This is a genomic window from Agrobacterium sp. El2ro-1b, assembly GCF_048298475.1.
GTDB classification, from domain to species: Bacteria; Pseudomonadota; Alphaproteobacteria; order Rhizobiales; family Rhizobiaceae; genus Agrobacterium; species Agrobacterium fabrum.
This window is the reverse complement of record NZ_CP103458.1, coordinates 877,463-904,109: the sequence shown is the minus strand read 5'-3', so window position 1 is coordinate 904,109 and position 26,647 is coordinate 877,463. Positions and strand designations below refer to the sequence as shown.

The following is a 26,647-nucleotide window of genomic DNA, read 5'->3' as shown; positions in this document are numbered from 1 at the left end:
CAGAAATCCGTCCTTTGCCCTTAGCGCTCGATCGTACCGGTACGACGAATTTTCTTTTGCAGCAGAAGCACGCCGTAAAGCAGTGCTTCGGCCGTGGGGGGACAGCCCGGAACGTAGATATCCACCGGCACAACGCGGTCACAGCCACGCACCACGGCGTAGGAATAATGGTAATAGCCGCCGCCATTGGCGCAGGAGCCCATGGAGATGACGTAACGCGGCTCAGGCATCTGGTCGTAGACCTTGCGCAGAGCGGGCGCCATCTTGTTGGTCAGCGTGCCGGCAACGATCATGACGTCCGACTGGCGCGGTGAGGCGCGCGGGGCGACACCGAAGCGCTCCATGTCATAACGCGGACCGGAAGCCTGCATCAGACCTTCAACGGCGCAGCAGGCAAGACCGAACTGCATCCACATCAGCGAGCCGGTGCGCGCCCAGGTGATCAGCTCGTCGGTCGAGGTGACGAGAAAGCCCTTGTCGGCCAGCTCGTCACTGATTTCCGTGAAGTAGGCGTCGTTGCTGCCAACCGGCTTGCCGGTTGCGGGATCGATGATCCCCTTCGGCTGCGGCGCAACGAGCGTGCTGTTGTTCTGGCTCATGCCCATTCCAGCGCTCCCTTCTTCCACTCATAGATAAAGCCGATGGTAAGGACCGCGAGGAACACCATCATCGACCAGAAACCGAACCAACCCATCTCGCCGAAAGACACCGCCCAGGGAAACAGGAAGGCGACTTCCAGATCGAAGATGATGAAGAGGATCGACACCAGATAAAAACGGATATCGAACTTCATGCGGGCGTCGTCGAAGGCATTGAAACCGCACTCGAAAGCGGAGAGCTTTTCAGGGTCCGGTGCCTTATAGGCGACAGCGAAAGGCGCAATGAGAAGCGCCAGGCCGATGACGAGAGCGATACCAATGAAAATTGCGATCGGAATGTAGGAACTGAGGAGTTCAGTCATGGTCTCTTCCTTGCCCGGCCGGGTGCCGGACCTGCCTTTTTGACCGGAGTCTCAAAGAGCGGACAAATATGTTGCAACGCCAAAGTGGTTAGCGCAGCCGCGCCCTCTCTGCAAGAGTTTAGGCACCAATTCAAGACACCTGCCGCATTGATTGGCAACAATATTGCCGGGATTGACGCAAATTTGGGCCACAATTCCGGCCTAAGCCCCTCAAATACAATAATAATCGATTGAAGGACGCAACCGCAAAAAAGTCACACGAATTTTACGTCGGAATGGCGGTGAAGTGACGGTTTTTGGGAATCGAAACTTGACTGAAAAATACAGGAAAAAACGTGCATAAAAAGCTGGAATCAGCCACCAGAAACACCGGCACCAAAGTGGGCGCTCGAGGCGACTGCTTCGTTTTTGGGGAGACATTTCATGAGAGAGAAATGGCGCGAGTGACGGGGCTCGAACCCGCGACCTCCGGCGTGACAGGCCGGCACTCTAACCGACTGAGCTACACCCGCGCTCCACAGACATTCGTCTGCGTATTTTCCGAGGAACAGGATGGCGCGAGTGACGGGGCTCGAACCCGCGACCTCCGGCGTGACAGGCCGGCACTCTAACCAACTGAGCTACACCCGCTTATCCTGACGACAGGAGCTTGTCCCGCCGTACGAACCAGCCTCGGCTGTTCGTTGAGCGGCTAACTACGGCGTTCGTGCGGGGGTGTCAAGCAGGTTTCACGACAAAAGAATAAGCTTCTTCATTTTGATCGGGAAAAACCGGAAGACCTTTAAACACGATTGCTGCAAAGCCCCTGTTTTCCGGGCTTTTCCCAACGAAAACAAAAAACTTGTCCACAGCCTCAGGCCTCCAGCGCAGGTTTTCTATAAAGCCGTAAGGGCGTCGCCGAGGCCTGGTTTTGCCAAAAAGCCCGCAGTTCCCGGCTTTTTGCCCCTCGCCTTTCGCGTCCGGAAAAGCTGCCCGGAAAAAAAACAAAAAAACTTCATAAAAGCTCTTGCGGTTTTTTTCCGATCCGAATACATCACGGCCACCGACGCGGCGGACATGATCCGAAAGACGCGAAGGGCGATTAGCTCAGTTGGTAGAGCGCCTCGTTTACACCGAGGATGTCGGGAGTTCGAGTCTCTCATCGCCCACCATTTTCTTAAAACCTCCCGATATACGTTCTCCAGGACGATTGCTTTGCGCATCGCTAAGCACTTCATCTTTAATTTCCCGTACGGGAATCAGACAGCCCTCCCCGATTTTGCGCTAGAGGACGGGATTCGTACTCCGGAACGGCGGCAATCGTTTTTTCCCGCCCCTCATCTATTCCAAATCGGGACTCCTGTTCCGGTTTCCGACAAGTGGGCCGGATCTGTGTTCCACTCCGTAACATACCGAAAAATAAGCAGATTCAGACTTTTTAAAGAGATTTCGGGCATTGTTTGCGTACCGTTTCATGATGAACGGCTGAACTGATGGATGAAACCATGTCGATCGACGCGTTTGTAACTCTCGCGCTTATTGCGCTGCCTGTTTATATTTTTTTCCGCTGGGTTCAGCAGGACTCGGAAAAACAAGATACTCCCAAAAGTCCGAAGTCCATGGGACGCTGATCTGTCAGGATCGGTCCGCGGCATTCTAACGGATCGCACCTGGACGAAATTCACCACGAGTCGATACTGAAAGAGCAACGCGGATGTTGCGGCTTGCCTCATGACGCATCGTTCAAGAGCGGCGATAGCCCTTATGGGCCTCCCTTCGCCAAACAAAAAAGCCGGGCATCGCCCGGCTTTTCTCTTTTTTCGATACTACTCGGCGCAATCAGTTGATCGCCTTCATCTCGACCTTAAAGAACAGCGTCTCGCCGGAAGAATCGTCCACACCGTCATTGTCGGTCACGGCATACGCTGTTCCCGCCTTGTCGAAGGTGAAGCCTTCCAGCTTGTCGACGACGTAACCGTTGGTCTGCGCCTTGAGATCGGGCAGGAAGTCATGCGCTTCCTGCTTGGCCACCAGCGGCAGTTCGCCACCGATCTTGCCCGGCTTCAGGTCGGCGATCGCGACGCGGTAGAGCTTCTTGATCTTGGCCTTGTCGCCGATCTGGTTGTCGCGTTCGACGATATAGACATTATCGCCCTGCGCGGTGATTTCAGAAAGGCCAACCCAGCCTGCCTCGGTCTTGTCGAGCGGGTAACGCACGGCGCCCCACTCCTTGGACTTCGGATTATAGGAGACGAGCTTCACGAAGCCCTTCTCATCCGTGCCCCATTCGCGCTGCACGGCCATCCACAGCGTGGCATCATCGCCCTTGCCGACCATGGTCACGCCTTCGAAACCGAAGCGGGTATCACCGGCAAGCAGTTCCTTAGGCAGCGCGATCTCAGCCTTGATTTCACCCTTGGCGTTGACGTTGTAGAGCGCGTGCGGGACGAGCTTGGCGCTGTCGCCCTCCGAAGCCAGCCAGAAGCCGCCCTTGCCATCGAGGGTAATGCCTTCGATATCGAGCTTCTGGGCCGCGATGCCGTCACGCTTCACTCGCAGGACGCTGGTGATGGTGGCGGGCTTCTTGGTGGCGTCGATGGTGTAGATCGACGGCTGGTTGCCATAGACCGAGTCGGACACGGCGTAGAGAATGCCGGGCTTTTCGGCATCGCCAACCAGACCCGAAAGAGCACCCCAGCCGATCGGCGCACCATCGACGGTGGCGGAGACGAGCTGCGGATAGGCCGCCTGGCCTTCGGCACGTTCATAGAGCATGACATGCGAACGAGCACCGCCACCCTCGGCCAGATCGGCCTCGTTAGCCGTGACGAGAAGGTTGCGCGAGGGAATGGCAACAGCACCTTCCGGCGAAATGCCCGAAGGCAGGAGCTGGGTCAGCTGCGGCTCTGCGCCGGTATCCTTGTAAACGGCAACGACCGAGGCGCGCTCGGCAAGAACGAAGAAATACTTCTGGCCATCGAAGGTTGCTGCCTCCAGACCTTCAGGCTCGATGCCCTTGGCCTTGGAGCGCTTTTCCGGATAGTGGCCGATAGCCGCAACCGCGTGTTCGAGCGAAGCACCGGCTTCATAAAGAAGCTTGCCGGTCTTGTCGAAAATGGTGAAGCCGCGCGCGCCCCCCTGCCAGTCGCCCTCATTGGCGATGACGATACGGTCATTATACAGCCACTTCACTGCATCCGGCTCGCGCTTGCGGCCTTCCTGCTTGTCGGTGAACTTCAGCTGGCCATCGGTCTTGGTGTCGATGCCTTCCAGATTGACGGTGCCGGCGGAGAAATGCGTCTTCACCGTGCCGGTCTTGCCGTCGATGATGACGATATGGTTGTTCTCCTGCATCGTGAGCGCGATCTCGCCATTGGCATTGATCGAGACGAATTCGGGCTCCGGATCCTCAGGGGAAATTTCAGAAAGACCGGTGACGTCGATCTTCTTCAGCGTCGCGCAATCGGCCGCGCCGTCCTTCAGGCCAACCGTAACCAGATAACCGGCCGGCATCTGCGGCAGCGCGCCTTCATTCACCTCTTCATCACGTTCGTTTTCGATCGCGATGGCGACAAAGGTCTTGTCTGGAGAAACGGCAACGGAATCAGGCTGGCCGCCGAGATCACAGCTCGCTTCGATCTTCTTGGTGGCGATGTCGACCGTCACCAGCTTGCCCGAGGGCTTGGCACGGTTTTCCGACGTGTTGACGCCAGCCAGAACCTTCGCACCGGCAACGGCAACCGAGGTCGGCTCGCCCTGCAGCAGCAACGCGCCGCCGGCCTTCGGGGCCTTTGCGTCGGTGATGTCGATGAAACCGATGCCGCCAAGCGGGCTGTCCGAATAGATCAGCGTCTTGCCATCTTCACTGGCGGTGACGATTTCAGCCGAGGTGACGGACTTGGCGTCCTTGTCCGCAGGCAGGTTCTTCGCGACAGGAAAAGACGCGATGCGGTTGAAAACCGGTTCGGCAGCGGCCGGAAAGGCAGCGGATGTGAGCAACGCCGCGGTCAAAGCCACATGAGAAAATCGGAACGCCATTTTAATCCCCCTTGGATCCAGAAACACCCCATGGCTTCTGCGTCAAAGACGTGACAGTGGCATGACATTTCATGGCGGAGAATCAAAAAGCCCGGCCGTGGAGGCCGGGCTTTCGTGTTTATGCGCACATTCCGCTTTTCGAAACGCCGTGTGTCCGGATGGAAGCTACACAGGCGCCTCGAGACTTTCAATTCACACCATACGGGGTGAAATCGGGCCGCCCCAAAGAGCTTTCGAAGGCCACCTCACACCTGATAATGGCATGAGCGCGTCAAAACATGTTTCCTCGTGAGCCTGAAAAGCCGCATGCCCGCCGCCGGACATCGCGACTTTCCGGAAACCTTACGAGTTGACGGCGTCCTTCAGGCCCTTGCCTGCGGAGAACTTCGGCACGTTGCGAGCCGGGATATCGACTTCAGCACCCGTGGAAGGGTTACGGCCCTTGGAGGCTTCACGACGGCTTACGGAGAAGCTGCCGAAGCCGGCGAGACGGATGTCGCCACCGTTCTTCAGTTCGCCCTGTACGGTTTCGAATACGGCATCAACAGCGGAAGCAGCATCTGCCTTCGTGAGACCAGCCTTTTCGGCAACAGCAGAGACGAGCTCGTTCTTGTTCATGTTTCCACCCCTTTCAATGGTTTGAAACGACTAAAATTAAGCCGGCGCAGAATACATTCGCATCCGCGCACAGCAACTCAAAAGCGCTGGAATCGCCTGAAAAACAAGGGGTCTGCGATTTTTTTCACAAAAAAGGCCGACATTTCTGCCGGCCTTCCACATATTCGTGCCAATTTGGCATCAGTTGCGCGGAGCTGAGCACCGCGCACGCGCTCTGACACCTAACGCATTGATTCTATGCACTGCCCGTCGCGAAAGGCGATTCCCGCCCCGCGACGATGCGCACCATCAATGCGCGATCGTCTGGTTGCCGTCGTCGACACCTTCGACCGTTGCGATAACAGGCGTCTCGATGCTGCCGTCCCACTCGATGGGTTCCGGCTGGCGAATGAGGGCGTGCTTGATAACCTCGCCCATGCGCGAAACCGGGATGATTTCCATCTCGTTTTTCACATTGTCCGGAATCTCCGCCAGATCCTTGGCGTTTTCTTCCGGAATCAGCACCTTCTTGATGCCGCCGCGCAGAGCCGCAAGCAGCTTTTCCTTCAGGCCGCCGATCGGCAGCACGCGACCACGAAGTGTGATCTCGCCCGTCATCGCCACATCCTTCGAGACCGGAATACCGGTCATGATGGAGACGATGGCGGTTGCCATGGCAACACCGGCGGACGGTCCGTCCTTCGGGGTTGCGCCTTCTGGAACGTGGACGTGGATGTCGCTCTTGTCGAAGCGCGGCGGTTCGATGCCGAAGTCCACGGCGCGCGAACGGACATAGGATGCCGCCGCGGAAATGGATTCCTTCATCACTTCCTTGAGGTTGCCGGTGACCGTCATGCGGCCCTTGCCCGGCATCATCACGCCTTCGATGGTGAGCAGTTCACCGCCGACTTCCGTCCATGCCAGACCGGTGACGACACCAACCTGATCCTCGCGCTCGGCCTCGCCGTGGCGGAACCGCGGAACGCCCAGATAATCCTCGATGTTTGCAGCCGTGACCGCAACCGACGTGGATTTGCCCTTGATGATCTCGGTCACCGCCTTGCGGGCAAGCTTCATCAATTCGCGTTCAAAATTACGAACACCGGCTTCACGTGTATACTGCTGGCTGATGGCCATCAGGGCATCGTCGCTGACCGAGAACTCTTCCGGACGCAGCGCGTGTTCCTTGATCGCCTTCGGCAACAGGTGACGCTTGGCGATTTCGCGCTTTTCGTCTTCGGTGTAGCCGGCGATGCGGATCACTTCCATACGGTCCATCAGAGGACCCGGAATGTTCAGCGTGTTGGCGGTGGTCACGAACATCACGTCGGACAGGTCGTATTCCACTTCAAGGTAGTGGTCCATGAAGGTGGAGTTCTGTTCCGGATCGAGAACCTCCAGAAGCGCAGATGACGGGTCGCCACGGAAATCCATGCCCATCTTGTCGATTTCATCGAGCAGGAAGAGCGGGTTCGCCTTCTTGGCCTTCTTCATCGACTGGACGATCTTGCCCGGCATGGAGCCGATATAAGTGCGGCGGTGACCACGGATTTCCGCCTCGTCACGCACGCCACCGAGCGCCATGCGCACATATTCGCGGCCGGTCGCCTTGGCGATCGACTTGGCGAGCGAGGTCTTGCCGACGCCGGGAGGACCGACGAGGCACAGGATGGGTCCGCGAATCTTGGTCGCGCGCGCCTGTACCGCCAGGTACTCGACGATGCGTTCCTTGACCTTGTCCAGACCGAAGTGATCCTGATCGAGGATCGTCTCGGCGGCATTGAGATCGGTCTTGATCTTCGACTTCTTGCCCCAGGGCAGGCCAAGCAGCCAGTCCAGATAGTTGCGCACGACAGTCGCTTCGGCTGACATCGGGCTCATCTGGCGAAGCTTCTTCATTTCCGCGTCGGCCTTTTCCCTGGCCTCCTTGGAAAGCTTGGTCTTGGCGATGCGCTCTTCCAGTTCGGCCATCTCGTCACGGCCGTCTTCGCCGTCGCCGAGTTCCTTCTGGATCGCCTTCATCTGCTCGTTCAGATAATATTCGCGCTGGGTCTTCTCCATCTGGCGCTTGACGCGCGAGCGGATGCGCTTTTCGACCTGAAGCACGGAAATTTCGCCTTCCATGAAGCCGAGCGCCTTTTCAAGCCGCTGCTTCACGCTGACGGTTTCAAGCATTTCCTGCTTTTCGGTGATCTTGATCGACAGGTGCGAAGCGACCGTATCGGCAAGCTTCGAATAATCGTCGATCTGGCCGGCAGCGCCGACAACCTCGGGCGAAATCTTCTTGTTGAGCTTCACGTAGCTCTCGAATTCCGAAACGACCGAACGCGACAGCGCCTCGATCTCGACCGGGTCTTCGGCAGGTTCCTGTAGCGGCGTCGCGGAGGCTTCGTAGAAATCCTCGCGGCCGGTATAGTTGTCGATCTGGGCGCGGCCCTTGCCTTCCACCAGCACCTTCACGGTGCCATCGGGAAGCTTCAGAAGCTGCAGCACATTGGCGACCGTGCCAACCTTGTGGATGGCTTCGGGAGCCGGATCGTCATCGCTGGCGTTGATCTGGGTGACAAGCATGATCTGCTTGTCCGAGCCCATGACTTCCTCGAGCGCACGAATGGATTTTTCCCGCCCGACGAACAGGGGAACGATCATATGCGGGAAAACGACAATGTCGCGCAGGGGAAGTACCGGATAGGTACCGCCAGATGCCGCAGACGTGATGTTCGTCATATCATTTCCTTTCCTGGTCCCTTTCGGGACACTTTGCCGGACATCTTGGGGGCATCCGGCACATTCATTTCTCGAGACTGAAAGTGGAGTTTCGAAACACCGATTTCAAGTCGCCGGAAGAGACGGTCCCGCGCACCGGCAGAACCGTGAAATTCAACAAAACCCAGCGCCGGCTATACTCCCGACATTTCCGGTTATCCTTGAAGGCCAGGAACCGGGTCGCCGACGGCAATTCACATTTCCGTCATATCGCGCTGCAAATCAGTTGTAAGACTTTATCAGCAAAGCGCAATCCGCTCCAAACGCAAAATCGGGTTACTCTAAGTTAGCTGCAAGTTTCGCACCTGCCACAACAGAAAAGGCCCGCACGAGCGCGGGCCTTTCGAATTCTTCAAAGCGCCGGATCGGTCAATCAAGCCGAAACATTGGCCTTTTCTTCCTGACGATCCGCATAGATGTAGAGCGGACGAGCGACGCCGCTGACGACATCGTTGGAGATCACCACTTCGCGTACGCCTTCCAGCGTCGGCAGTTCGAACATGGTATCCAGAAGGATTTTTTCCATGATCGAGCGCAGACCGCGGGCGCCCGTCTTGCGGGTGATCGCCCGGCGGGCAATCTCGCGGAGCGCGTCCTCGTGGAATGTCAGCTCCACATCTTCCATCTCGAACAGGCGCTGATACTGCTTGACCAGCGCGTTCTTCGGCTCAGACAGGATCTGGATCAGCGCATCTTCATCAAGGTCTTCCAGCGTCGCGAGAACGGGCAGACGGCCGATGAATTCCGGGATGAGGCCGAACTTCACCAGATCTTCCGGTTCCAGCTCGCGCAGCACCTCGCCCACACGACGATCGTCTTCCGCCTTGACGGTCGCACCGAAGCCGATCGAGGTCTTTTCACCACGGGCCGAGATGATCTTGTCGAGGCCGGCAAAAGCGCCGCCGCAGATGAACAGGATGTTGGTCGTATCCACCTGCAGGAATTCCTGCTGCGGATGCTTGCGGCCACCCTGCGGCGGAACGGAAGCGACCGTGCCTTCCATGATCTTCAGAAGCGCCTGCTGAACGCCCTCGCCCGACACGTCGCGCGTGATGGACGGGTTGTCCGACTTGCGGGAAATCTTGTCGACTTCGTCGATATAGACGATACCGCGCTGGGCGCGCTCGACATTGTAATCCGCAGCCTGCAGCAGCTTCAGGATGATGTTTTCCACGTCCTCGCCGACATAACCGGCTTCGGTCAGCGTCGTTGCGTCTGCCATGGTGAAGGGAACGTCGATGATGCGGGCGAGCGTCTGGGCAAGATAGGTCTTGCCGCAACCCGTCGGACCGACGAGCATGATGTTCGACTTCGCAAGCTCGACATCGCCATTCTTGGAGGCGTGCGCGAGGCGCTTGTAATGGTTGTGAACGGCCACCGACAGGATTTTCTTCGCCTGTTTCTGACCGATGACATATTCGTCGAGGATTTTGATGATGTCCTGCGGGGTGGGAACACCCTCACGCGACTTCACCATCGACGTCTTGTTCTCCTCGCGGATGATGTCCATGCACAATTCGACGCATTCATCGCAGATGAATACTGTCGGTCCGGCAATGAGTTTCCGGACTTCGTGCTGGCTCTTGCCGCAGAATGAACAATAGAGTGTATTCTTAGAGTCGCCGCCGTTGCTGCCGCTGACTTTGCTCATATCACTTTCCTTCCAGCACGCCGCAGGTCCGCCAAACGGATCGCGGTCAACTTACCGCCCGCCGATACGGCTCGCCTTGGGGTGCATCGCCGTATCCGCCTCGTTTCCCGGGGTACTAACCGGTATCAGATACATGAGCTGACCACCGGCTGCAACGAATTCCCCATCAAACAAGGCTACGTCATAAAAACTCAACATAGCCTTTATATATACTAATATCGCTTTCTGTTGCGGTTGAAAGCCCCGAAATTACTTTTGCGGGGTCAAACAAACGTCAGAGAGCGGCGCGCCTCAATTCGCGGCGGCGCCTTCCATTTCCTGGCGCGAGGTCAGGATCCTGTCGATCACGCCCCAGTCCTTCGCCTCGTCAGCATCCATGAAATGGTCGCGATCAAGGGTTTTTTCAACCTCTTCGAGGGTGCGGCCAGTGTGCTTCACGTAGACTTCATTGAGGCGACGCTTCATCTTGATGATGTCACGGGCGTGACGTTCGATATCCGATGCCTGCCCCTGGAAGCCGCCGGAAGGCTGGTGCACCATGATTCGGGCGTTCGGGGTTGCGAAACGCATTCCCTTTTCGCCGGCAGCCAGAAGCAGCGAGCCCATGGAGGCCGCCTGGCCGACGCAGAGCGTCGAAACCGCGGGGCGGATGAACTGCATCGTATCGTAGATCGCCATGCCGGCGGTCACGACGCCACCCGGCGAATTGATGTAGAGCGCGATTTCCTTCTTCGGGTTTTCAGCCTCGAGGAAAAGCAGCTGCGCGCAGACGAGCGAGGCCATCTGGTCTTCCACCGGTCCGGTGAGGAAAATGATGCGTTCCTTGAGAAGACGGGAAAATATGTCGTAGGAGCGTTCGCCGCGATTGGTCTGCTCAACGACCATCGGCACCAGAGCCATGGCGGTATCAACTGGATTTTTCATGTCCGTCCTTTGTCAACTCTGCCCTTCGCGGATAACCGCTCCGGAATCACTTCTAACCTTCATTCTCCCTACATAGAGTGTCCCTGCCCCGCACTTCAAGACACGAAGCCGCATATCCTTAACGGCTCAACAGCGTTTGCAGGCCGTTGGGGCCCGGCCTGGCAAGGGTTTTGAACCGGACGGCGCCTGCCGAGGCCCTTTCACCTGCCGCCACCATTTTTTTACTATGCGGGGCAACGACGGCAAAAATCGCCTGCCATGCACAGATATAACTTCTCACCGGCAAGAACTCGTTAGGTATTTGCTGCTGATATTGCCCGGCGAATTTCCGGTTCCCGTCAGGGAATGGGCCCTTCCGGGCGAAATGGCAGCTCAACAATTCCAGCGGGCATAACGCACCTCGTGCGAAAGGTTCCGCTTTTACCGCATGATGGCGCAGATAGGATTTTGCAATGCTGGATGCAAAGACGAGCACGCTACTGTGGGCGGCGGAGACGTTCACCCTTGCCGTGCTTTTGGGAACGCTGTGGCTGCACCGCCCTTCCCGCCGGCATAATCTCTGTTTCGCCGCCGGATTCCTCACTACCGGCATCGGCGCCGTCATGGTGGCGTTTCGTGGAGAAATCTCCAGTTTCTTATCCATCCAGGTCAGCAACACGCTGGCACTTTCCGCCTTCGGTTTCTGGCTTGCAGGCCTGTTATATCTGGAGCAGCGCAAACTCGGCGGCTGGGTCGCCATTCCGGCCCTGCTATGGATCGCCGGAATGTTCGTGCCATCCGTGCGTGAAGACATGGTCGCGCGTATCCTGCTTTATCATGCCAGCGCGGCCACCGGATACTTCATGCTCGCCGGCGTGCTTCTGGGCAGCAGGGCGCGTGCATCACGCAGCCGAAAGGTGCTGGCCACGATCCTGATCCTGCAGGCTTTTGCCGGAGCGATCGTCGCCGCCATCGTCATCCCGGCCAATGCCGCGGTTCCCAACGCCATTCCCATGACATCGGCGCTCTCCATTTCCGGCATGCTCGGCTTCACCGCCATCATCATGATCAGCGCCAAGATCATCATGGAGGATACGGAGATGCGGCTCCACCGGCTCGCCATGACCGATCATCTGACCGGTGTTCTCAACCGGCGCGGTCTGCTGGAGGAGTTCGACCGCATCAAGAAGCGCTCGCACGGCTCCGACCGCTACGTGGCGCTGGTTCTCTTCGACATCGATCATTTCAAGAAGATCAATGACAGATACGGACATCAGTCCGGCGATGCCGTGCTTGTGCATTTCTGCAATATCGCACAACGCGTGATCGGCGAGCGCGGCCTTTTCGTCCGGATGGGCGGCGAGGAATTTGCGCTAGTGGCCGAAGTCGAGAGCCCGTCCAGCACCGTGACACTTGCGGAGGCCATCCGTAGCAATCTGCGCCTCTCGAAAATCACCGCACGCAACGAAGCCATCAAGGTGACGACCAGCGTCGGCATATCCGAAGCGATGATCAAGGATGCCGACCTGAGCGTGATGATGACCGAGGCGGACCGCGCACTTTATGCCGCCAAGAAAGCGGGGCGCAACCGGACCGTCATCCATGTGAATTCGGCCAATGTCGTCGTGCCCGCCCCGGACCGGGACGAAAACCCGATGGACAACAATGCAGACCGGCAGGTCGCGGCGCTGAACCGGATATCCGCCATCGCCAGCCGGTGAGGATGTCACCGTACAGCGACAGATGACGGCGAACGCACTGGCCATTTCCCGCCCTTTTCAAAGCACCACACGCGGACTAAACCATCAGCATGACAGCGACATTTCCCTTTCTCAAAATCGACCCCGCCACCCGCCGCGTTTCCCTTGATGCCCGAGATCCGGCCTTCTACAACGATCCGAACCCGGTTTATGCCGCCCTGCACGCGCAATGTCCCACCTTCTACTGGGAAGAACAGCGGCAATGGTTTTTCACCTCCTATGACCATGTCAGCACCCTGCTGCGCGATCGCCGGTTCGGGCGGCAGATATTGCATGTAGCAAGTCGTGAAGAGATTGGCCTGCCGGAGCCGCTTGAGCATGTGAAGCATTTCGACCTCGCCGAGCAGCATTCGCTTCTGGAGCTGGAGCCGCCGGAGCACACGCGGCTGCGCACCCTGATCAACCGCGCCTTCGTTTCGCGACATGTCGACAAGATGAAGCCGGAAATCGAGGAACTCGCCAACCGCCTGATCGACGCCTTTGAAGCGAACGGTGAGACGGAGCTGCTCTCCTCCTATGCCGACATCATTCCGGTGACGATGATCGCCCGCATGATCGGCATTCCCGAAGAGATGGGGCCGCAGCTTTTGAAGTGGTCGCATGCCTATGTCGGCATGTACATGTTCAAGCGCACGCCCGAAGACGAGCTTCTGGCCGACAAGGCCGCGCAGGAATTTTCAGATTATGTGCGCAGCGTGGTCGCCGAGCGGCGGGCGGAGCCGAAGGACGATCTGCTGAGCCACATGATCCATACGGAGCACAAGGGCCAGTACCTGACAGACGACGAGCTGGTCTCCACCACCATCGTGTTATTGAATGCCGGTCACGAGGCGACGGTGCACCAGATCGGCAATTCCGTGCGCATCATTCTGGAAAGCGGCCTCAACCCCGAGACCCTGTTCCATGACGAGACCGCCACGGAACGCACGGTCGAGGAAACGCTGCGCATCTGCGCGCCGGTCCACATCTTCCAGCGCTGGGTTCTCGAACCGGTCGAGATCGACGGCGTGCAGTTCAAGCGTGGCGACAAGGTCAGTCTCATCCTAGCCGCTGCCAACCTCGATCCGGCGAAATTTTCCGATCCTCTGGCCTTCCAGCCGGATCGGAACGAGGGCGCCAACGTCTCGTTCGGCGCCGGCATCCATTTCTGCATCGGCGCGCCGCTTGCGAGGCTGGAACTCAACCTCGCCCTGCCCCTGCTTTTCAAACGTCTGCCGGGCCTGAAGATTGCCGAGCCGCCCAAGGTGAAGGACGTCTATCATTTCCATGGTCTGGAGCGGCTCGATCTCAGCTGGTAGATCGGGGTGGCGAAGCGTCGCCCTTAGATTTGCGCCAGCCCACCGTCGACGGAAAGTTCCACACCGGTAATATAGCTGGCCTTGGAAGACGCCAGAAACAGCACCGCCTCGGCAATTTCGTCGGGGTCGGCCATCCGGCCGATCGGTGCCGCATCCTTCAGATAGGCCTTGAAACCGGCGATCTTTTCATCGTCCATCTTCAGTCCATTTTCCATGATCGGCGTGCGGGTGACACCCGGGCTGACCGTATTGACACGGATTCCCCGCCCCTTCAGGTCATTGGCAAAGCTGCGGGCGAATGACCGAACCGCCGCTTTCGAGGCATTGTAAGCGCTCAGCCTTTCCATCCCCTTGTTGCCGACGATCGACCCCGTCAATACGATCGAACCGCCATCGCGCAGCAAGGGCAACAAAGTCTGCACCGTGTAGAATACGCCCTTCACGTTGATATCGAAAATCCGGTCGTAAAGTGCCTCGTGGGTCTCGCCAAGATCGTTATTCTCCGCGATGCCGGCGTTGGCGACCAGTACATCCACTTTCCGCCCGTCTGCTTCTATGCGGCTCTTGAGCTGTTCCAGGTCGGAGAGCTTCGCAACGTCGGAAACGAAGCCTAATGCCCCCTTCCCAAGTTTGGCGACGGCGGCATCGAGATTGGCCGAATTGCGGCCCGTCACATAGACCGCAGACGCCCCACCTTCCAGAAACAATTTGGCGACTGAAAAGCCGATGCCGGTCGATCCGCCCGTGACGACGACCACTTGCCCGCTGAATATTCCAGACATTAAAAACTCCATAAAATATCTAAATTTCCGAATAACCGTAATTCGGTATTTCGGTTTTATTGAAATATTGAAGCCTGTCAATCCATATGCTAGAGCCGAGCCATGGTTCAGTTTTTTCATCCCGCTCGCGAGGACATATCGCTCACGGCCGTGCTGGCTGCCCTTGGCGAGCCGGCACGAATGGGCATCATCCGCAAATTATGGGGGTCCGAGTCCGGGCAAAATTGCGGCGCGGCAGCGCCCTGTCAGGATATGCCGCGCTCAACCCTCTCCAGCCATATGCGAATTCTGCGTGAGGCCGGATTGATCCGCACCCACAAACAGGGCGTCGAAAACATCAGCGTCGTCCGTCTCGAGGACATGGAAGCCCGCTTTCCCGGGCTCCTTCCATCAATTCTCAAATTCGATGGGCAATAGCAGCTTCAAACCGTGATCCCGCCTCAAAGCCGGATGACGTAATCCTTCCGCGTGGTTTCCACGACCTCCCAGGTGCCGGTGAAGCCCGGGCGCAGGACCACCCTGTCACCCGGCCTCAGATCGCGCGGTTTGCCGCCGTCTTCGGTCAGGATGGAATGGCCTTCGAGAATGTTGAAATATTCCCATTCATCGTAGACCACCCGCCACTTGCCAGGTGTGGACTGCCAGATGCCGGCATAGATGCCGCCGGGAGCCTCTTCCAGATTCCATGTCGTGAACTTGGGATCACCGGATATCAGTCTTTCCGGCGCGGGCGCGCCGTACTCCACCTCCACCGCACTGCTTTCAAAAGACAGGAGATTTGTCATCGCGGCAGGATCCTCACACCTTGGCAAATGATTGTTCGAGATCGGCGATGATGTCCTTGACGTCTTCGATGCCGATCGACAGGCGCACCACATCCGGCCCGGCGCCGGCCGCCGTCTGCTGTTCCGGTGTCAGCTGGGCATGGGTGGTGGAGGCCGGGTGGATGACGAGCGAGCGCGTATCGCCGATATTGGCGAGATGGGAGAATAGCTGCAGCCCTTCCACCAGCGCCTTGCCGGCGGCATAACCGCCCTTGACGCCGAAGGTGAAGACGGAGCCCGCCCCCTTCGGCGAATAATGCTGTTGGATGGCGTGGTTGTTGCTGTCCTCCAGGCCCGCATAGTGCACCCAGCCGACCTTTGGATGTGCCTTCAGCCATTTCGCGACGGCGAGTGCATTGTCGGAATGGCGCTGAACGCGCAGCGGCAGCGTCTCGATGCCCGTCAGGATAAGGAAGGCGTTGAAGGGCGAGATTGCCGGGCCGAGATCACGCAATCCCAGAACGCGGCAGGCGATGGCGAAGGCGAAGTTGCCGAAGGTCTGGTGTAGCACGACGCCGGAATATTCCGGCCGCGGCTGCGACAGCGCCGGGAATCTATCGGTCGCCGACCAGTCGAAGGTGCCGCCATCGACAATGATGCCGCCCATGGAATTGCCGTGTCCGCCAAGGAATTTCGTCAGCGAATGCAACACGATGTCAGCGCCGTGTTCCAGCGGCCGCAGCAGATAGGGGCTCGCCATGGTATTGTCGACGATGAGCGGCAGGCCGTGACGGTGGGCGACATCGGCAATCGCGGCAATATCGACGAAGGTGCCGCCGGGATTGGCAAGGCTTTCAATGAAGATGGCGCGCGTGCGCTCATTGATCTGCGCCTCGAAGCTCGCTGGGTCTGCGGCATCAGCCCAGCGCACCTGCCAGTCGAAACCCTTGAAGGCGTGGCCGAACTGGTTGATCGAGCCGCCATAAAGCTGGCGGGCCGCGACGAAATTGTCACCGGATCGCATGAGCGTATGGAACACCAGCAACTGTGCTGCGTGACCGGAAGCGACGGCGAGCGCCGCCGTGCCGCCCTCGAGTGCCGCCACGCGTTCTTCCAGAACCGCCTGGGTGGGGTTCATGATGCGGGTGTAGATATTGCCGAACTCTTTCAATCCGAACAAAGCGGCGGCGTGATCGGCATCGCGGAAAGCATAGGCCGTCGTCTGATAAATCGGCGTCGCGCGCGCGCCGGTGGTCGGATCAGGCTGCGCGCCGGCATGAACGGCCAGCGTCGAAAATCCGGGATTGTTGCTCGACATTATGTTTCCTCCATTGGAATTTTGGAGGGATCATAATGCCTTGGCGCCAAATGATAAGTGCAATCCGTACCAACTATCGCGCAATATTGAGACGCGGATACTCAATTGCGGGGCAACGGTCCATCACCACCTCCATGCCATAGGCTTCCGCCTTGGCGGCGGCATTGTCGTCGCGCACGGAAAGCTGGCCCCAGATCACCGATGGCCGCTCAGGCAGCAATATCGCCTCTTCAACGATGGCCGACAGATATTCGGGCGCGCGGAAAACGTCGATCATGTCGATCGCCTCGGGGATATCGGCAAGCCTGGCATAGACCTTCTGCCCCAATATCTCCTTGCCCGCCTGGCCGGGATTGACCGGAAACACGCGATATCCCTTGGACAGCAGAAAGCGCATCACGCCGTGGCTCGGCCTGTCGGGATTGGGTGAAGCACCGAGCAGGGCGATGGTTTTGACGTCAGTCAGAATTTTCCTGAGATAGTCGGGCTCGTAAGTATCATGCTGCATGTCAACTTCTCCCTTCTGGAACATCACCTGGTTTGAATAATGCCGGCACAAATGCACCATCCGAAAACCCAGCAAGCGTAGCGTCTCCTGCATGATTTCGCGAACACAGTCCTGACGCCGGCGATTGCGCCCACCCTTCCAATCTAGGCAGCCTCTCCGTTTTCTTGAACCCCTGCCCACATGAAAATCGCCGCCACGAAGGGTTCTGCGTTCTGCTGCAGCCGGTTTCGTGCACGCAAAATGATTTCACCCAGCACAGGAATCCAGAGTTTATTGACTATTCCTGTCCAGTTTTCATGAGGGTCGCAGGAGCACCAAAACACAGGTGCAAACAACATTGACGTGCAATTGATGCGCCGTTCGTCTCCTATTTGTTTTCATTCCGTTCACAGTTAAATTAGCTATATCTAATTTTCAAGAAGTTATGTCGTAAACCAATCAATACACCGCACTACAACGTTATAGTTCATCACCACGAGAATATTTGAAATTTATTTTCAGAAATCTTGCCACCCAATTGATGCATCTCTTATTCAATCCGCCGATAGGGATAAGCAGGAACATTTGGTGAAACAGATCATATTTTCAGCCTGAAAACGCCTCTTGGCGGAACGACAAGCCGTGCAATCAGAACCTATGCGTGCGTCCGACAGATGAAATCATGAGCAGAACCCGGTATCGAACCCGCGCAAAATCATTCCGCCTTCCCACGACATGGACAAAGCGCAAATTTTACGCGTGTAGCAATATTTGCGGCAGGCACATGCCGCCTCGGTCGCTTGCGGTGGAAAACGCGTGTGCGGACAATCGCAAAAGACTTGCCGCCCGCCGGAAATCGATTCCGGTTTTCAAACCCGTGTTATAGGTTTCCCAAAGTAGCCGGCGAGCGAGTCTCTATTGTGACATTTGACATTCTTCTTCTGGTGCTCCTCGGCGCGGTGCTGCATGCCGGATGGAATGCGCTGGTCAAATCCGGATCCGACAAATCGCTGGACGCCTCGCTGATTGCGGCAGGGGCTGCGGCCTGCTCCTTGCCCTTTCTGCCTTTCCTGCCCTTTCCCGCGCCGGTGGCCATTCCTTTTCTGATTGCCTCGGCCGTTCTGCAATTCGCCTATTTCCGCCTTGTCGCCGCCGCCTATACGATCGGCGATATCGGCCTCGTTTATCCCGTCATGCGTGGCGTGGCGCCTTTGATCGTTGCTGCAACGAGCAGCCTGTTCCTCAGCGAGGTGTTGAGCCCGCTCGCACTCGCCGGCATTGCCGTCATTTCCGGCGGCATCCTGACGCTGGCTTTCGAAGCGCGGCGCGGCGGCGGAAAGGCGATCCTGGTCGCTCTTCTCAATGCCTTCGTGATCGCCTCCTACACCTTTGTCGACGGTGTGGGAGCGCGGCTTTCGGGCAATGCGATCTCCTATACGCTGTGGATGTCGCTTCTGCCGCCGGTACTGCTGTTCGGGTTTGCCTTTTACCAGCGTGGCGTCGGCCCGGTCGCGCGGCATGTGCAGCGCAACTGGTGGCGCGGCCTGATCGGCGGCGGCGGCTCCATTCTGTCCTACGGTCTGGCGCTCTATGCCATGACCAAGGCTCCCGTCGCCGTCGTCGCGGCACTGAGGGAAACCTCCATTCTCTTTGCGCTGGTGATCTCCGTCGTCATCCTGAAGGAACGCGCCAGCATCTGGCGTTATCTCGCCGGCGGTATCATTGCAGCGGGTGTTCTGGTGATGCGGCTCGGCTAAAAAGGGTCGACTTGATGGGGTAAAATAATACCCCAAATCTAACGTACTGTTTTTATTTATTTATTTTTACGGCCAGCAAAGTCGGTCATATTGACGCGTTCACGCACACACCGTATAAGCGCGCCAGATCGGATTCCAGCCGGAATAGGGTCATTTACGGTTGCCTTTGACGGCAACCAAATCAAGCAACAAGAAACGCCCGTATGCTCTTTAATCAAGAGTGTGACGGGTCCACGTTAGAAAGTGAAATCCATGTCTACTTTCGTTCAGAAGCCCGCTGAGGTGGAGAAGAAGTGGATCATCATCGACGCCGAAGGCCTCGTTGTTGGTCGCCTCGCCACCATCGTTGCAACCCGCCTGCGCGGCAAGCACAAGGCTACCTTTACCCCCCACGTTGATGATGGCGACAACGTCATCGTTATCAATGCGGAAAAGGTTGCCTTCACCGGCAAGAAGTATTCCGACAAGAAGTACTACTGGCACACCGGTCACCCGGGTGGCATCAAGGAGCGCACCGCTCGCCAGATCATCGAAGGCCGCTTCCCGGAGCGCGTCGTTGAAAAGGCTATCGAGCGCATGATCCCGCGCGGCCCGCTCGGCCGTCGCCAGATGAAGAACCTGCGCGTTTACGCCGGCTCTAACCACCCGCACGAAGCACAGCAGCCCACCGTTCTCGACGTGGCCGCGCTTAACAAGAAGAACGTAAGGAGCGCCTGATAATGGCCGATCTTTCCTCTCTGAAAGACCTCGCCCCGGCATCGGAAGCTTCGGCTCCCGTGCACGTCCGCAAGGTTGATACCCTCGGCCGCTCCTACGCGACCGGCAAGCGCAAGAACGCCGTAGCCCGCGTATGGGTGAAGGCCGGTTCTGGCAAGATCATCATCAACGGCCGCGATTTCACCACGTATTTCGCACGTCCGGTTCTGCAGATGATCCTCCAGCAGCCGCTGGTCGCAGCTGCCCGCGCCGGTCAGTTCGACATCATTGCAACGGTTGCAGGCGGCGGTCTTTCCGGCCAGGCCGGTGCCGTTCGTCACGGTGTTTCCAAGGCTCTCACCTACTTCGAACCGGGCCTGCGCCCCGTTCTGAAGAAGGGTGGCTTCCTGACCCGCGACAGCCGCGTTGTCGAGCGTAAGAAGTACGGTAAGGCCAAGGCCCGCCGTTCGTTCCAGTTCTCCAAGCGTTAATCGCTTATCGGAACAGTTCGATCAGAACTTCAAAAGGCGGGGCTTCGGCTCCGCCTTTTTTTATTTTGATGATCGGCGGCGGCTTGAATTATTCCTCCAAGGGAATAATATTGCTTTATGAGTTATCTCGTCGAGTATACGAATGAATTCGGAACATGGTGGGAGACGCTTGACGAGAGCGAGCACATCAGCATCGACGCCTATGTGCAGAAACTCGAGGAACGCGGCCCTCGCCTTCCGTTCCCTTACTCGAGCGGCATTCATGGATCGCGGCACGCGCATATGCGTGAATTGCGCATTCAAAGCAGCGGAAAGCCACTGCGGATTTTTTATGTTTTCGATCCGCGTCGGGCCGCAATCTTGCTGATTGGCGGCGATAAAACGGGCGACAAGCGGTTCTATGATCGTATGATCCCGATTGCAGACAATCTTTACGACGAGCATCTGGCGGAGCTTGAAAAGGAGAAACACAATGAGCGGTAGACATAGTTTTGCGCAGTTGCGCAACCGGATGTCAGGCGACGCGCGTGTTAAATCGAAAGCCGAAGCAGATCGCCTCGAAGAAGAAATGGACCTTGCGGATGTACGCAGGGCACTAAAACTCTCGCAGGACGAAATAGCGCAGGCCCTGGATATCGGTCAAAGCTCCGTCGCAAAACTGGAAAAGCGCGCTGATATGTATGTCGGGACGTTACGCCGCTTTATCGAGGCGATGGGCGGCGAACTGGAAATCGTTGCGCGCTTCGACGGCCGAGCGATCAAAATCCGCAATTTCGCCGATCTCGCTGAAAAGGCGGAAAAATAATGGCCGATAAAACAATCGACCATGCCTTTACCGCGACAACGCTGACCTCGGCCGCAACCGACCCGACCCATGCGGGCGTCCTCTCCTTCATGCGACGCAAATATACAAAGAACCTCAAGGGCGTTTCGACGGCGATCTGGGGTATTCCCTTTGATGCGGCAACGTCCAACCGGCCCGGTGCCCGCTTCGGGCCGCAGGCCATCCGCCGCGCTTCCGCGATCTTCGACAATGATCCGCAATATCCCTTCGCGCGCGATCTTTTCTCCCATATGCCGACCATCGATTATGGCGACTGCATGCTCGACTACGGCAACCATTGGAAAACGCCTGACACGATCGAGAAGGAAGCGCGCAGGATCATCTCCAAGACGGATTATCTGCTGACGCTCGGCGGCGATCACTTCATCACCTGGCCATTGTTGAAAGCGCATGTGGCCAAGCACGGGCGGCTGGCGCTGGTGCAGTTCGACGCGCATCAGGATACATGGTTCGATGATGGCAAGCGCATCGACCATGGCTCTTTCGTCGCGCGTGCGGTGCGCGACGGGCTGATAGATCCTGACCGTTCGATCCAGATCGGCATCCGCACCCATGCGCCTGATGATTTCGGCATCCGTATTCTTCACGGCTACGAGGTGGAGGACATGCGGGCGAGCGATATTGCTTCGCTGATCGTCAAGCACGCGGGCGGCATGCCTGCTTACCTCACCTTCGATATCGATTGCCTCGATCCCGCTTTCGCGCCTGGCACCGGCACACCCGTCGCCGGCGGACCGACCAGCGCCAAGATTCTCTCGGTTCTGCGCGGGCTCGGACAGCTCGATATTCGCGGCTCTGACGTGGTGGAGGTGGCACCCGCTTACGACCATGCGGATATTACCGCCATTGCCGGGGCCACCGTTGCAATGTATATGCTTGGCCTGCGTGCTGAACGGCTGGCGAAGGCTGGCTGACGAATAAAACGGCACTTGCCGAACTGATTCCGAATACCCTCGCAACCCTTTGAAAAGGCAGGACAAGGACATGACAGCGAAGATCTTCATCGATGGCGAACACGGCACCACGGGTCTGCAGATCCGCACGCGCCTTGCCGGTCGCCGCGATATCGAGCTGCTGTCCATTCCAGAGGCCGAGCGCCGCAACGCGGCGATGCGCGAGGATATGCTCAACAACGCCGACATTTCGATCCTCTGCTTGCCGGATGATGCCTCGAAGGAGGCTGTCTCCATGGTGGCCGGCAACAACAATGTCCGCATCATCGACACATCCACCGCCTATCGCGTCCATCAGGACTGGGCTTACGGTTTTGCCGAAATGGACCGAGACCAGGGCGACAAGGTTCGCTCGGCCCGTTTCGTCGCCAATCCCGGCTGCTACCCAACCGGCGCAATCGGCCTCATCCGTCCGCTGCGCGCTAGCGGCATCCTGCCCGACGGTTATCCGGTCAGCGTCAATGCGGTCTCCGGTTACACCGGCGGCGGCAAGCAGATGATCGCGCAGATGGAGGACCAAAGCCGCGACGATGCGATCAGCGCCAATAATTTCCTTTATGGCCTGACGCTGAAGCACAAGCATGTGCCGGAAATGACCATTCACGGCCAGCTCGACCGCGCACCGCTGTTTGCGCCGTCCGTTGGGCGTTTCCCGCAGGGCATGATCGTGCAGGTTCCGCTGTTTGCAGCGGACCTTGCGGAAGGCACCACGATCGAAACAATCCATGCGGCGCTGACCGCCCATTATGCGGGCCAGGACATTGTCAGCGTCGTGCCGCTTGCCGAAAGCAAGGGGATTTCCCGCATCGACGCTGAGGAGCTGGCGGGCAAGGACACGATGAAGCTCTTCGTTTTCGGTACGCCGGGCGGTGAGCATATCAATCTCGTGGCGCTGCTCGACAATCTCGGCAAGGGCGCATCGGGTGCAGCCGTGCAAAACATGGAATTGATGCTCTCGGCATGAGCAGCAATACGCCGTCTTTTCCGGCCTCGTGGAATATCGAGGCCGCAAAACGCATCGCCGATACACCGGCCGGCGTTGTTTACGAACTGACGCGCAAGGACGGCTCCCTTGCCATTGCCAAGGTTCTGAAAAAGAAGGTGCTGAAAGACAGCCTTCGCGGCGCGGATTTCATCACATGGCGCGCGGGTATCGGTTGCGTCGAACTGCTCGACCGGTCCGACACTATTCTGCTAATGGAACATGCCGGCACGGAGACCCTTCGCGACGTGCTGTTCCGCGATGGCAACGACGATGCCACCACAGAAATCGCCGCCGAGGTCCTGCTTAAATATCACCAGCCATCTAAGCGGTCGCCGCCGTCCAGCCTGCTGACGCTGCCGCTCTATTTCGAAAGCCTGTTCCGCAAGGCCGAACAGGATCGTCGCGACGGGGTCGACAGCCCCTTTGTCGAGGCAGCAAGGCTTGCGCAGGAGCTGATTGACCAACAGCGGGATATCAAGCCGCTGCATGGCGACCTGCACCATGAGAATATCATGCACAGCGATCGCGGCTGGATCATCATCGATCCGGCCGGCCTGATCGGCGATGCGGCGCTCGATGTCGCCAACATGTTCTCCAATCCGCTCGACCGTTTCGACCTCACCCGCAGCGAAGCCCGCATCGCCTCCATGGCAGCGATCTTTTCAAGGGCGCTGCAACGGGACGAACGGCTATTGCTGCAATATGCCTTCGCCTATGGCTGCCTTTCCGCCACGTGGCACGAAGAGGAAGGCAATGCGGAAGAGCGCGACAACGAACTCGCCGTCGCGGCAACCATCAAGGCAGTCCTCAAACAGTTTTAAGCGCGGTCAGTCCCTGACTTCGACCGCAACGGGTGCCGGATATTCACCGATGAAACCGCGCCAATGGGCGACCGAAAAGCCGAGCACGATGAGCGCCATGCCCTGATGGGCGAGCGCAACGTGGATATCGACATGCATCAGCAGCGTGGTGATGCCGAGCCCCGCCTGAATGGAGATGAGCACGAAGAACAGCACCGCGCGGCGGGCATGTGGCGTGCCGGGCAAGGCGCGGGCCATCGACACCATATGCCACAGCGTGGCGGCAAACAGCGTGTAGGCACCAAGGCGATGGATGAATTGCACCGTCTTCGGGTTTTCGAACAGGTTGATCCACCAGGGCTGTTGCAGGAAGAGATCACCCGGCACCAGCGAACCATCCATCAGCGGCCAGGTATTATAGGAAAGGCCGGCATTCAGCCCCGCCACCAGTGCGCCGAGATAGATCTGGAACAGACAGAGCACCGTCAGCAGCGCGGCAAAGCCCCTGCCAGTCCGCTCATCCGCCGCATCAGGCGAATGATGCGACAGGCCGCGCAATATCCACATGCAGCCCGCGAAGATGAGGCAGGCGATCGTCAAATGGGTGGCGAGGCGATATTGCGAAACATCCGTGCGGTTGACGAGGCCTGATGACACCATCCACCAGCCGACGAAGCCCTGGAAACCGCCAAGCGCCAGAAGGCCGACGAGCGGCCAGCGCAGGCGCTTTTCGACCCTGCCGGTGAGCCAGAAGAAGGCAAGCGGCAGGGCGAAGACGAGGCCGATGGTGCGGGCGAGCAGGCGATGGGCCCATTCCCACCAGAAAATCGCCTTGAACTCATCAAGCGACATGCCCTTATTGATTTCCTGATATTGAGGAATACGCTTGTAGAGCTGGAATTCCTCTTCCCACTCAGCCACGGAAAGCGGCGGAATGGCGCCGTGGATCGGCTTCCATTCCGTGATCGACAGGCCGGATTCGGTGAGCCGCGTGGCGCCGCCGACGAGGACCAGACAGAATAGCGTGAAAAGCACGACGCGCAGCCAGATGCGCAGCAGGCGGCGGTCCTTTTCCTGTTTCTGCAGGGCGGCCTCCACCGCCATGTCCACAGAACCATTTGCCATCGTCATGCCGTTCGAACGCATCTTTCAGGTCTCCCTCATACAGTCATGTTGATTAGCCTCAACCGGCACTACAAAACAAGGCCTCAGGGTTTGCGGCATGGGGTCGCGGCGCTATAGTCGCGCCACATATTCAATAACGGAAGATTTCATGCATCCTCGCCTCAGATCGCTCATCGGCACCGTCGTCATTATCTGCCTCGTCGTCATTTACGCCGTCGCGGCGACGGCCATCGCATCCGCGACGCTGGCGCAATCGCCGTGGTGGGTGCATCTCGCCTATTTCGTGCTGAGCGGGATCCTGTGGATCCTGCCGGCGATGCTGATTATCAAATGGATGGCCGGTCCTAAAAAACAGGGCTAATCGCAGGCGGCCACACGACACCCTGAGGTCGCAATTTTATAAACAGATTGTTTGCCGCTCAACGATATAGTCCGACCGAAACAACCGGAGAGAGTGGATGGTGGCTGAGGGGCCGGTCACAATCAGCGAGGATAAAGCGCCGATCGCCGTGCACAACGAGCGGCGCGGTGCCGATCGTCTGGTCATCGATCTCGTCGACGACGCCACGGCCATCCGCTCCGACTGGGAACAGCTGGAAAAGGACCCGCTTAATTCGCTGCATCAGGGCTTTGGCTGGTGTTCCATCTGGGCACAGACGCAGGAGAGCGCCCTCCTGACCCTGCGCGGCCGGCAGGATGGCAGGACCATCTTCCTGCTGCCGCTCGAAATCGTGCAGGAAGGTGGCATCCGCAAGGCGCGTTTTCCGGGCGGCCGCTTCAACAACATCAATACAGGGCTTTTCGAACCGGCCTTTGCAGCGCGTGCCGGCCAGGAAATCGCCGCCGCGATTGCCCGCGAGGCGCGCAAGCTGCTTGATGGCCGGGCCGATATTCTCGCTCTGCAGAACATCCCTTTGATCTGGCGCGGCAGGACCAGTCCGCTCTCCTATCTGGCCTCCGTCGAAAACCAGAACCCGGCCTTCCAGCTTCCCTTGCTCGACAGTTTCGAAGCCACGCTTCGGCAGGTCAATGCGAAGAGACGCCGGAAGAAATTTCGCATCCAGAGCCGTAGGGCCGAGGAAATGGGCGGCTACACCCATGTGATCGCCCGATCCCCGAAGGAAAAATGCGAATTATTGCAGACATTCTTCCGGCAAAAGGCCAACCGTTTTGCCTCGCAGGGCATTCCCGATGTATTTCGTGACCAATCGGTAAAAGACTTTTTCTACGATCTCGCCAATTTTCCGGAAACCGGGACGGATACCCTGCTGGAGCTGCATGCCATTCGCCTGCATGGCGCCCATGAAGGCATCATCACTGCGGTGGCCGGTCTGTCGCGCGAGCAGGATCACATCATCTGCCAGTTCGGTTCGATCGATGAATCTTTTTCAGAGCTCAGCCCCGGCGAATTGCTGTTCTGGCTGATGATCGAAAGGGCATGCCGCGAAAAGGCGGCGATTTTCGATTTCGGCGTGGGCGACCAACTTTATAAACGCAGCTGGTGCCCGCTTTTCACCGCGCAACACGATATATTCCTGCCGGTAACGTTGAAAGGCCGGGCAGCGGCTTGCGCCTATGCCGCCATCGCCCGGACGAAGAGCCTGATCAAATCCAATCCGGCGCTTTATGCATTGATCCAGCGTTTTCGCGCCGGTCGGCCAAGGGCGGAAGCCTCGGCCGCCGACTGAGCCG

General features: G+C 58.2%; 27 protein-coding genes and 3 tRNA genes. 15 read left to right on the top strand and 15 right to left on the bottom strand.

The genetic code is table 11. The annotated features are described in order from the left end of the window. Nucleotides 1-20 precede the first annotated feature (20 nt). From NYR50_RS04500 to NYR50_RS04480, 5 genes are all read right to left on the bottom strand, one after another. Nucleotides 21-605, bottom strand: coding sequence for a NuoB/complex I 20 kDa subunit family protein (locus NYR50_RS04500; RefSeq protein WP_418136897.1), 585 nt, complete (start codon nucleotides 603-605; stop codon nucleotides 21-23). Next, the gene (locus NYR50_RS04495; protein WP_006312714.1) at nucleotides 596-961 is read right to left on the bottom strand and encodes an NADH-quinone oxidoreductase subunit A; all 366 of its coding nucleotides are present in this window, start codon (nucleotides 959-961) and stop codon (nucleotides 596-598) included. Before NYR50_RS04495 ends, NYR50_RS04500 begins: the two co-directional genes overlap by 10 nt. A gap of 435 nt (nucleotides 962-1,396) precedes the next feature. Continuing rightward, nucleotides 1,397-1,473, bottom strand: a tRNA-Asp gene (locus NYR50_RS04490). Nucleotides 1,474-1,514: 41 nt separating this feature from the next. Beyond that, nucleotides 1,515-1,591 (bottom strand) — tRNA-Asp (locus NYR50_RS04485). 87 nt (nucleotides 1,592-1,678) lie between these two features. Next, nucleotides 1,679-1,810, bottom strand: a complete 132-nt coding sequence (locus NYR50_RS04480) for a hypothetical protein (RefSeq protein ID WP_258113978.1) — start codon at nucleotides 1,808-1,810, stop codon at nucleotides 1,679-1,681. 226 nt (nucleotides 1,811-2,036) lie between these two features. Between NYR50_RS04480 and NYR50_RS04475 the strand changes: the two genes are divergently transcribed. Both NYR50_RS04475 and NYR50_RS04470 read left to right on the top strand, forming a co-directional pair. Then, nucleotides 2,037-2,112, top strand: a tRNA-Val gene (locus tag NYR50_RS04475). A 321-nt stretch (nucleotides 2,113-2,433) separates the two neighbouring features. Beyond that, nucleotides 2,434-2,571 carry a hypothetical protein gene (locus NYR50_RS04470; protein ID WP_269710457.1) on the top strand — a complete coding sequence of 46 codons (138 nt, stop codon included), beginning with the start codon at nucleotides 2,434-2,436 and terminating at the stop codon, nucleotides 2,569-2,571. A 208-nt stretch (nucleotides 2,572-2,779) separates the two neighbouring features. Here the strand turns inward: NYR50_RS04470 and NYR50_RS04465 are convergent, their stop codons facing one another. The 5 genes from NYR50_RS04465 to clpP all read right to left on the bottom strand — a co-directional run bounded on the left by NYR50_RS04465 (nucleotide 2,780) and on the right by clpP (nucleotide 10,916). Continuing rightward, nucleotides 2,780-4,978 carry an esterase-like activity of phytase family protein gene (locus tag NYR50_RS04465; protein ID WP_418136896.1) on the bottom strand — a complete coding sequence of 733 codons (2,199 nt, stop codon included), beginning with the start codon at nucleotides 4,976-4,978 and terminating at the stop codon, nucleotides 2,780-2,782. Between the two features lie 342 nt (nucleotides 4,979-5,320). Beyond that, entirely contained in the window at nucleotides 5,321-5,596 is a 276-nt protein-coding gene (gene hupB, locus NYR50_RS04460) for a DNA-binding protein HupB (RefSeq protein ID WP_006312721.1), read from the bottom strand. A 288-nt stretch (nucleotides 5,597-5,884) separates the two neighbouring features. Further along, nucleotides 5,885-8,302, bottom strand: coding sequence for an endopeptidase La (gene lon / locus NYR50_RS04455; RefSeq protein WP_174008251.1), 2,418 nt, complete (start codon nucleotides 8,300-8,302; stop codon nucleotides 5,885-5,887). A 412-nt stretch (nucleotides 8,303-8,714) separates the two neighbouring features. Then, nucleotides 8,715-9,992 (bottom strand): ATP-dependent Clp protease ATP-binding subunit ClpX, encoded by a 1,278-nt coding sequence (gene clpX, locus NYR50_RS04450; protein ID WP_006312723.1) that lies wholly within the window; start codon nucleotides 9,990-9,992, stop codon nucleotides 8,715-8,717. A gap of 291 nt (nucleotides 9,993-10,283) precedes the next feature. After that, the gene (gene clpP / locus NYR50_RS04445) at nucleotides 10,284-10,916 is read right to left on the bottom strand and encodes an ATP-dependent Clp endopeptidase proteolytic subunit ClpP (protein ID WP_092769246.1); all 633 of its coding nucleotides are present in this window, start codon (nucleotides 10,914-10,916) and stop codon (nucleotides 10,284-10,286) included. Nucleotides 10,917-11,368: 452 nt separating this feature from the next. On the opposite strand from clpP, the gene NYR50_RS04440 reads away from it, so the two are divergent. Both NYR50_RS04440 and NYR50_RS04435 read left to right on the top strand, forming a co-directional pair. Beyond that, nucleotides 11,369-12,616, top strand: a complete 1,248-nt coding sequence (locus tag NYR50_RS04440; RefSeq protein WP_418136894.1) for a diguanylate cyclase — start codon at nucleotides 11,369-11,371, stop codon at nucleotides 12,614-12,616. An 89-nt stretch (nucleotides 12,617-12,705) separates the two neighbouring features. Beyond that, nucleotides 12,706-13,953, top strand: a complete 1,248-nt coding sequence (locus NYR50_RS04435; RefSeq protein WP_418136893.1) for a cytochrome P450 — start codon at nucleotides 12,706-12,708, stop codon at nucleotides 13,951-13,953. A gap of 23 nt (nucleotides 13,954-13,976) precedes the next feature. Here NYR50_RS04435 and NYR50_RS04430 read toward each other — a convergent pair whose 3' ends face one another. Further along, nucleotides 13,977-14,747: an SDR family NAD(P)-dependent oxidoreductase gene (locus tag NYR50_RS04430; protein WP_418136892.1), complete on the bottom strand. Its 771-nt coding sequence runs from the start codon at nucleotides 14,745-14,747 to the stop codon at nucleotides 13,977-13,979. Between the two features lie 90 nt (nucleotides 14,748-14,837). Between NYR50_RS04430 and NYR50_RS04425 the strand changes: the two genes are divergently transcribed. Then, on the top strand, nucleotides 14,838-15,152 hold the full coding sequence (locus tag NYR50_RS04425) for an ArsR/SmtB family transcription factor (protein WP_006312731.1): 315 nt from the start codon (nucleotides 14,838-14,840) through the stop codon (nucleotides 15,150-15,152). A 23-nt stretch (nucleotides 15,153-15,175) separates the two neighbouring features. Here NYR50_RS04425 and NYR50_RS04420 read toward each other — a convergent pair whose 3' ends face one another. From NYR50_RS04420 to NYR50_RS04410, 3 genes are all read right to left on the bottom strand, one after another. Next, entirely contained in the window at nucleotides 15,176-15,520 is a 345-nt protein-coding gene (locus NYR50_RS04420; RefSeq protein WP_418136891.1) for a cupin domain-containing protein, read from the bottom strand. A gap of 13 nt (nucleotides 15,521-15,533) precedes the next feature. Continuing rightward, on the bottom strand, nucleotides 15,534-16,817 hold the full coding sequence (locus NYR50_RS04415; RefSeq protein ID WP_418136890.1) for an O-acetylhomoserine aminocarboxypropyltransferase: 1,284 nt from the start codon (nucleotides 16,815-16,817) through the stop codon (nucleotides 15,534-15,536). Nucleotides 16,818-16,890: 73 nt separating this feature from the next. Continuing rightward, nucleotides 16,891-17,325: a CoA-binding protein gene (locus NYR50_RS04410; protein WP_174008244.1), complete on the bottom strand. Its 435-nt coding sequence runs from the start codon at nucleotides 17,323-17,325 to the stop codon at nucleotides 16,891-16,893. Nucleotides 17,326-18,224: 899 nt separating this feature from the next. On the opposite strand from NYR50_RS04410, the gene NYR50_RS04405 reads away from it, so the two are divergent. From NYR50_RS04405 to NYR50_RS04370, 8 genes are all read left to right on the top strand, one after another. Beyond that, on the top strand, nucleotides 18,225-19,061 hold the full coding sequence (locus NYR50_RS04405; protein WP_010971497.1) for an EamA family transporter: 837 nt from the start codon (nucleotides 18,225-18,227) through the stop codon (nucleotides 19,059-19,061). 252 nt (nucleotides 19,062-19,313) lie between these two features. Continuing rightward, a complete protein-coding gene (gene rplM, locus NYR50_RS04400) occupies nucleotides 19,314-19,778 on the top strand; it encodes a 50S ribosomal protein L13 (protein WP_006312738.1) in 465 nt (154 codons plus the stop codon). A 2-nt stretch (nucleotides 19,779-19,780) separates the two neighbouring features. Next, nucleotides 19,781-20,248 (top strand): 30S ribosomal protein S9, encoded by a 468-nt coding sequence (rpsI, locus tag NYR50_RS04395; RefSeq protein ID WP_006312739.1) that lies wholly within the window; start codon nucleotides 19,781-19,783, stop codon nucleotides 20,246-20,248. A gap of 117 nt (nucleotides 20,249-20,365) precedes the next feature. Beyond that, the gene (locus tag NYR50_RS04390; protein WP_418136889.1) at nucleotides 20,366-20,731 is read left to right on the top strand and encodes a type II toxin-antitoxin system RelE/ParE family toxin; all 366 of its coding nucleotides are present in this window, start codon (nucleotides 20,366-20,368) and stop codon (nucleotides 20,729-20,731) included. Next, the gene (locus NYR50_RS04385; RefSeq protein ID WP_418136888.1) at nucleotides 20,721-21,053 is read left to right on the top strand and encodes an XRE family transcriptional regulator; all 333 of its coding nucleotides are present in this window, start codon (nucleotides 20,721-20,723) and stop codon (nucleotides 21,051-21,053) included. The genes NYR50_RS04390 and NYR50_RS04385 overlap by 11 nt, the downstream gene beginning before the upstream one ends. Next, nucleotides 21,053-22,006, top strand: a complete 954-nt coding sequence (speB, locus tag NYR50_RS04380) for an agmatinase (protein WP_418136887.1) — start codon at nucleotides 21,053-21,055, stop codon at nucleotides 22,004-22,006. Before NYR50_RS04385 ends, speB begins: the two co-directional genes overlap by 1 nt. A 70-nt stretch (nucleotides 22,007-22,076) precedes the next feature. Continuing rightward, nucleotides 22,077-23,009: an N-acetyl-gamma-glutamyl-phosphate reductase gene (argC, locus tag NYR50_RS04375; protein WP_418136886.1), complete on the top strand. Its 933-nt coding sequence runs from the start codon at nucleotides 22,077-22,079 to the stop codon at nucleotides 23,007-23,009. Then, nucleotides 23,006-23,851 carry an aminoglycoside phosphotransferase family protein gene (locus tag NYR50_RS04370; protein ID WP_418136885.1) on the top strand — a complete coding sequence of 282 codons (846 nt, stop codon included), beginning with the start codon at nucleotides 23,006-23,008 and terminating at the stop codon, nucleotides 23,849-23,851. Before argC ends, NYR50_RS04370 begins: the two co-directional genes overlap by 4 nt. A 6-nt stretch (nucleotides 23,852-23,857) precedes the next feature. On the opposite strand, the gene NYR50_RS04365 is transcribed toward NYR50_RS04370, so the two are convergent. Next, nucleotides 23,858-24,961, bottom strand: a complete 1,104-nt coding sequence (locus NYR50_RS04365) for a COX15/CtaA family protein (protein ID WP_418137252.1) — start codon at nucleotides 24,959-24,961, stop codon at nucleotides 23,858-23,860. Nucleotides 24,962-25,103: 142 nt separating this feature from the next. On the opposite strand from NYR50_RS04365, the gene NYR50_RS04360 reads away from it, so the two are divergent. Both NYR50_RS04360 and uppA read left to right on the top strand, forming a co-directional pair. Continuing rightward, a complete protein-coding gene (locus NYR50_RS04360) occupies nucleotides 25,104-25,316 on the top strand; it encodes a DUF2842 domain-containing protein (RefSeq protein ID WP_174008239.1) in 213 nt (70 codons plus the stop codon). A 97-nt stretch (nucleotides 25,317-25,413) separates the two neighbouring features. Then, the gene (gene uppA / locus NYR50_RS04355; RefSeq protein WP_418136884.1) at nucleotides 25,414-26,643 is read left to right on the top strand and encodes a polysaccharide biosynthesis GNAT family N-acetyltransferase UppA; all 1,230 of its coding nucleotides are present in this window, start codon (nucleotides 25,414-25,416) and stop codon (nucleotides 26,641-26,643) included. Nucleotides 26,644-26,647: the final 4 nt, after the last annotated feature.

What these genes read in the sequence shown, in the direction of transcription:
- NYR50_RS04465 (WP_418136896.1), bottom strand. Translation starts at nt 4,978, where the DNA reads ATGGCGTTCCGATTTTCTCATGTGGCTTTGACCGCGGCGTTGCTCACA.
- NYR50_RS04360 (WP_174008239.1), top strand. Translation starts at nt 25,104, where the DNA reads ATGCATCCTCGCCTCAGATCGCTCATCGGCACCGTCGTCATTATCTGC.
- clpX (WP_006312723.1), bottom strand. Translation starts at nt 9,992, where the DNA reads ATGAGCAAAGTCAGCGGCAGCAACGGCGGCGACTCTAAGAATACACTC.
- NYR50_RS04385 (WP_418136888.1), top strand. Translation starts at nt 20,721, where the DNA reads ATGAGCGGTAGACATAGTTTTGCGCAGTTGCGCAACCGGATGTCAGGC.
- NYR50_RS04500 (WP_418136897.1), bottom strand. Translation starts at nt 605, where the DNA reads ATGGGCATGAGCCAGAACAACAGCACGCTCGTTGCGCCGCAGCCGAAG.
- rpsI (WP_006312739.1), top strand. Translation starts at nt 19,781, where the DNA reads ATGGCCGATCTTTCCTCTCTGAAAGACCTCGCCCCGGCATCGGAAGCT.
- NYR50_RS04495 (WP_006312714.1), bottom strand. Translation starts at nt 961, where the DNA reads ATGACTGAACTCCTCAGTTCCTACATTCCGATCGCAATTTTCATTGGT.
- NYR50_RS04470 (WP_269710457.1), top strand. Translation starts at nt 2,434, where the DNA reads ATGGATGAAACCATGTCGATCGACGCGTTTGTAACTCTCGCGCTTATT.
- NYR50_RS04440 (WP_418136894.1), top strand. Translation starts at nt 11,369, where the DNA reads ATGCTGGATGCAAAGACGAGCACGCTACTGTGGGCGGCGGAGACGTTC.
- uppA (WP_418136884.1), top strand. Translation starts at nt 25,414, where the DNA reads ATGGTGGCTGAGGGGCCGGTCACAATCAGCGAGGATAAAGCGCCGATC.
- clpP (WP_092769246.1), bottom strand. Translation starts at nt 10,916, where the DNA reads ATGAAAAATCCAGTTGATACCGCCATGGCTCTGGTGCCGATGGTCGTT.
- lon (WP_174008251.1), bottom strand. Translation starts at nt 8,302, where the DNA reads ATGACGAACATCACGTCTGCGGCATCTGGCGGTACCTATCCGGTACTT.
- NYR50_RS04435 (WP_418136893.1), top strand. Translation starts at nt 12,706, where the DNA reads ATGACAGCGACATTTCCCTTTCTCAAAATCGACCCCGCCACCCGCCGC.
- NYR50_RS04430 (WP_418136892.1), bottom strand. Translation starts at nt 14,747, where the DNA reads ATGGAGTTTTTAATGTCTGGAATATTCAGCGGGCAAGTGGTCGTCGTC.
- NYR50_RS04410 (WP_174008244.1), bottom strand. Translation starts at nt 17,325, where the DNA reads ATGCAGCATGATACTTACGAGCCCGACTATCTCAGGAAAATTCTGACT.
- speB (WP_418136887.1), top strand. Translation starts at nt 21,053, where the DNA reads ATGGCCGATAAAACAATCGACCATGCCTTTACCGCGACAACGCTGACC.
- NYR50_RS04390 (WP_418136889.1), top strand. Translation starts at nt 20,366, where the DNA reads ATGAGTTATCTCGTCGAGTATACGAATGAATTCGGAACATGGTGGGAG.
- NYR50_RS04425 (WP_006312731.1), top strand. Translation starts at nt 14,838, where the DNA reads ATGGTTCAGTTTTTTCATCCCGCTCGCGAGGACATATCGCTCACGGCC.
- NYR50_RS04420 (WP_418136891.1), bottom strand. Translation starts at nt 15,520, where the DNA reads ATGACAAATCTCCTGTCTTTTGAAAGCAGTGCGGTGGAGGTGGAGTAC.
- rplM (WP_006312738.1), top strand. Translation starts at nt 19,314, where the DNA reads ATGTCTACTTTCGTTCAGAAGCCCGCTGAGGTGGAGAAGAAGTGGATC.
- NYR50_RS04415 (WP_418136890.1), bottom strand. Translation starts at nt 16,817, where the DNA reads ATGTCGAGCAACAATCCCGGATTTTCGACGCTGGCCGTTCATGCCGGC.
- hupB (WP_006312721.1), bottom strand. Translation starts at nt 5,596, where the DNA reads ATGAACAAGAACGAGCTCGTCTCTGCTGTTGCCGAAAAGGCTGGTCTC.
- NYR50_RS04370 (WP_418136885.1), top strand. Translation starts at nt 23,006, where the DNA reads ATGAGCAGCAATACGCCGTCTTTTCCGGCCTCGTGGAATATCGAGGCC.
- argC (WP_418136886.1), top strand. Translation starts at nt 22,077, where the DNA reads ATGACAGCGAAGATCTTCATCGATGGCGAACACGGCACCACGGGTCTG.
- NYR50_RS04365 (WP_418137252.1), bottom strand. Translation starts at nt 24,961, where the DNA reads ATGACGATGGCAAATGGTTCTGTGGACATGGCGGTGGAGGCCGCCCTG.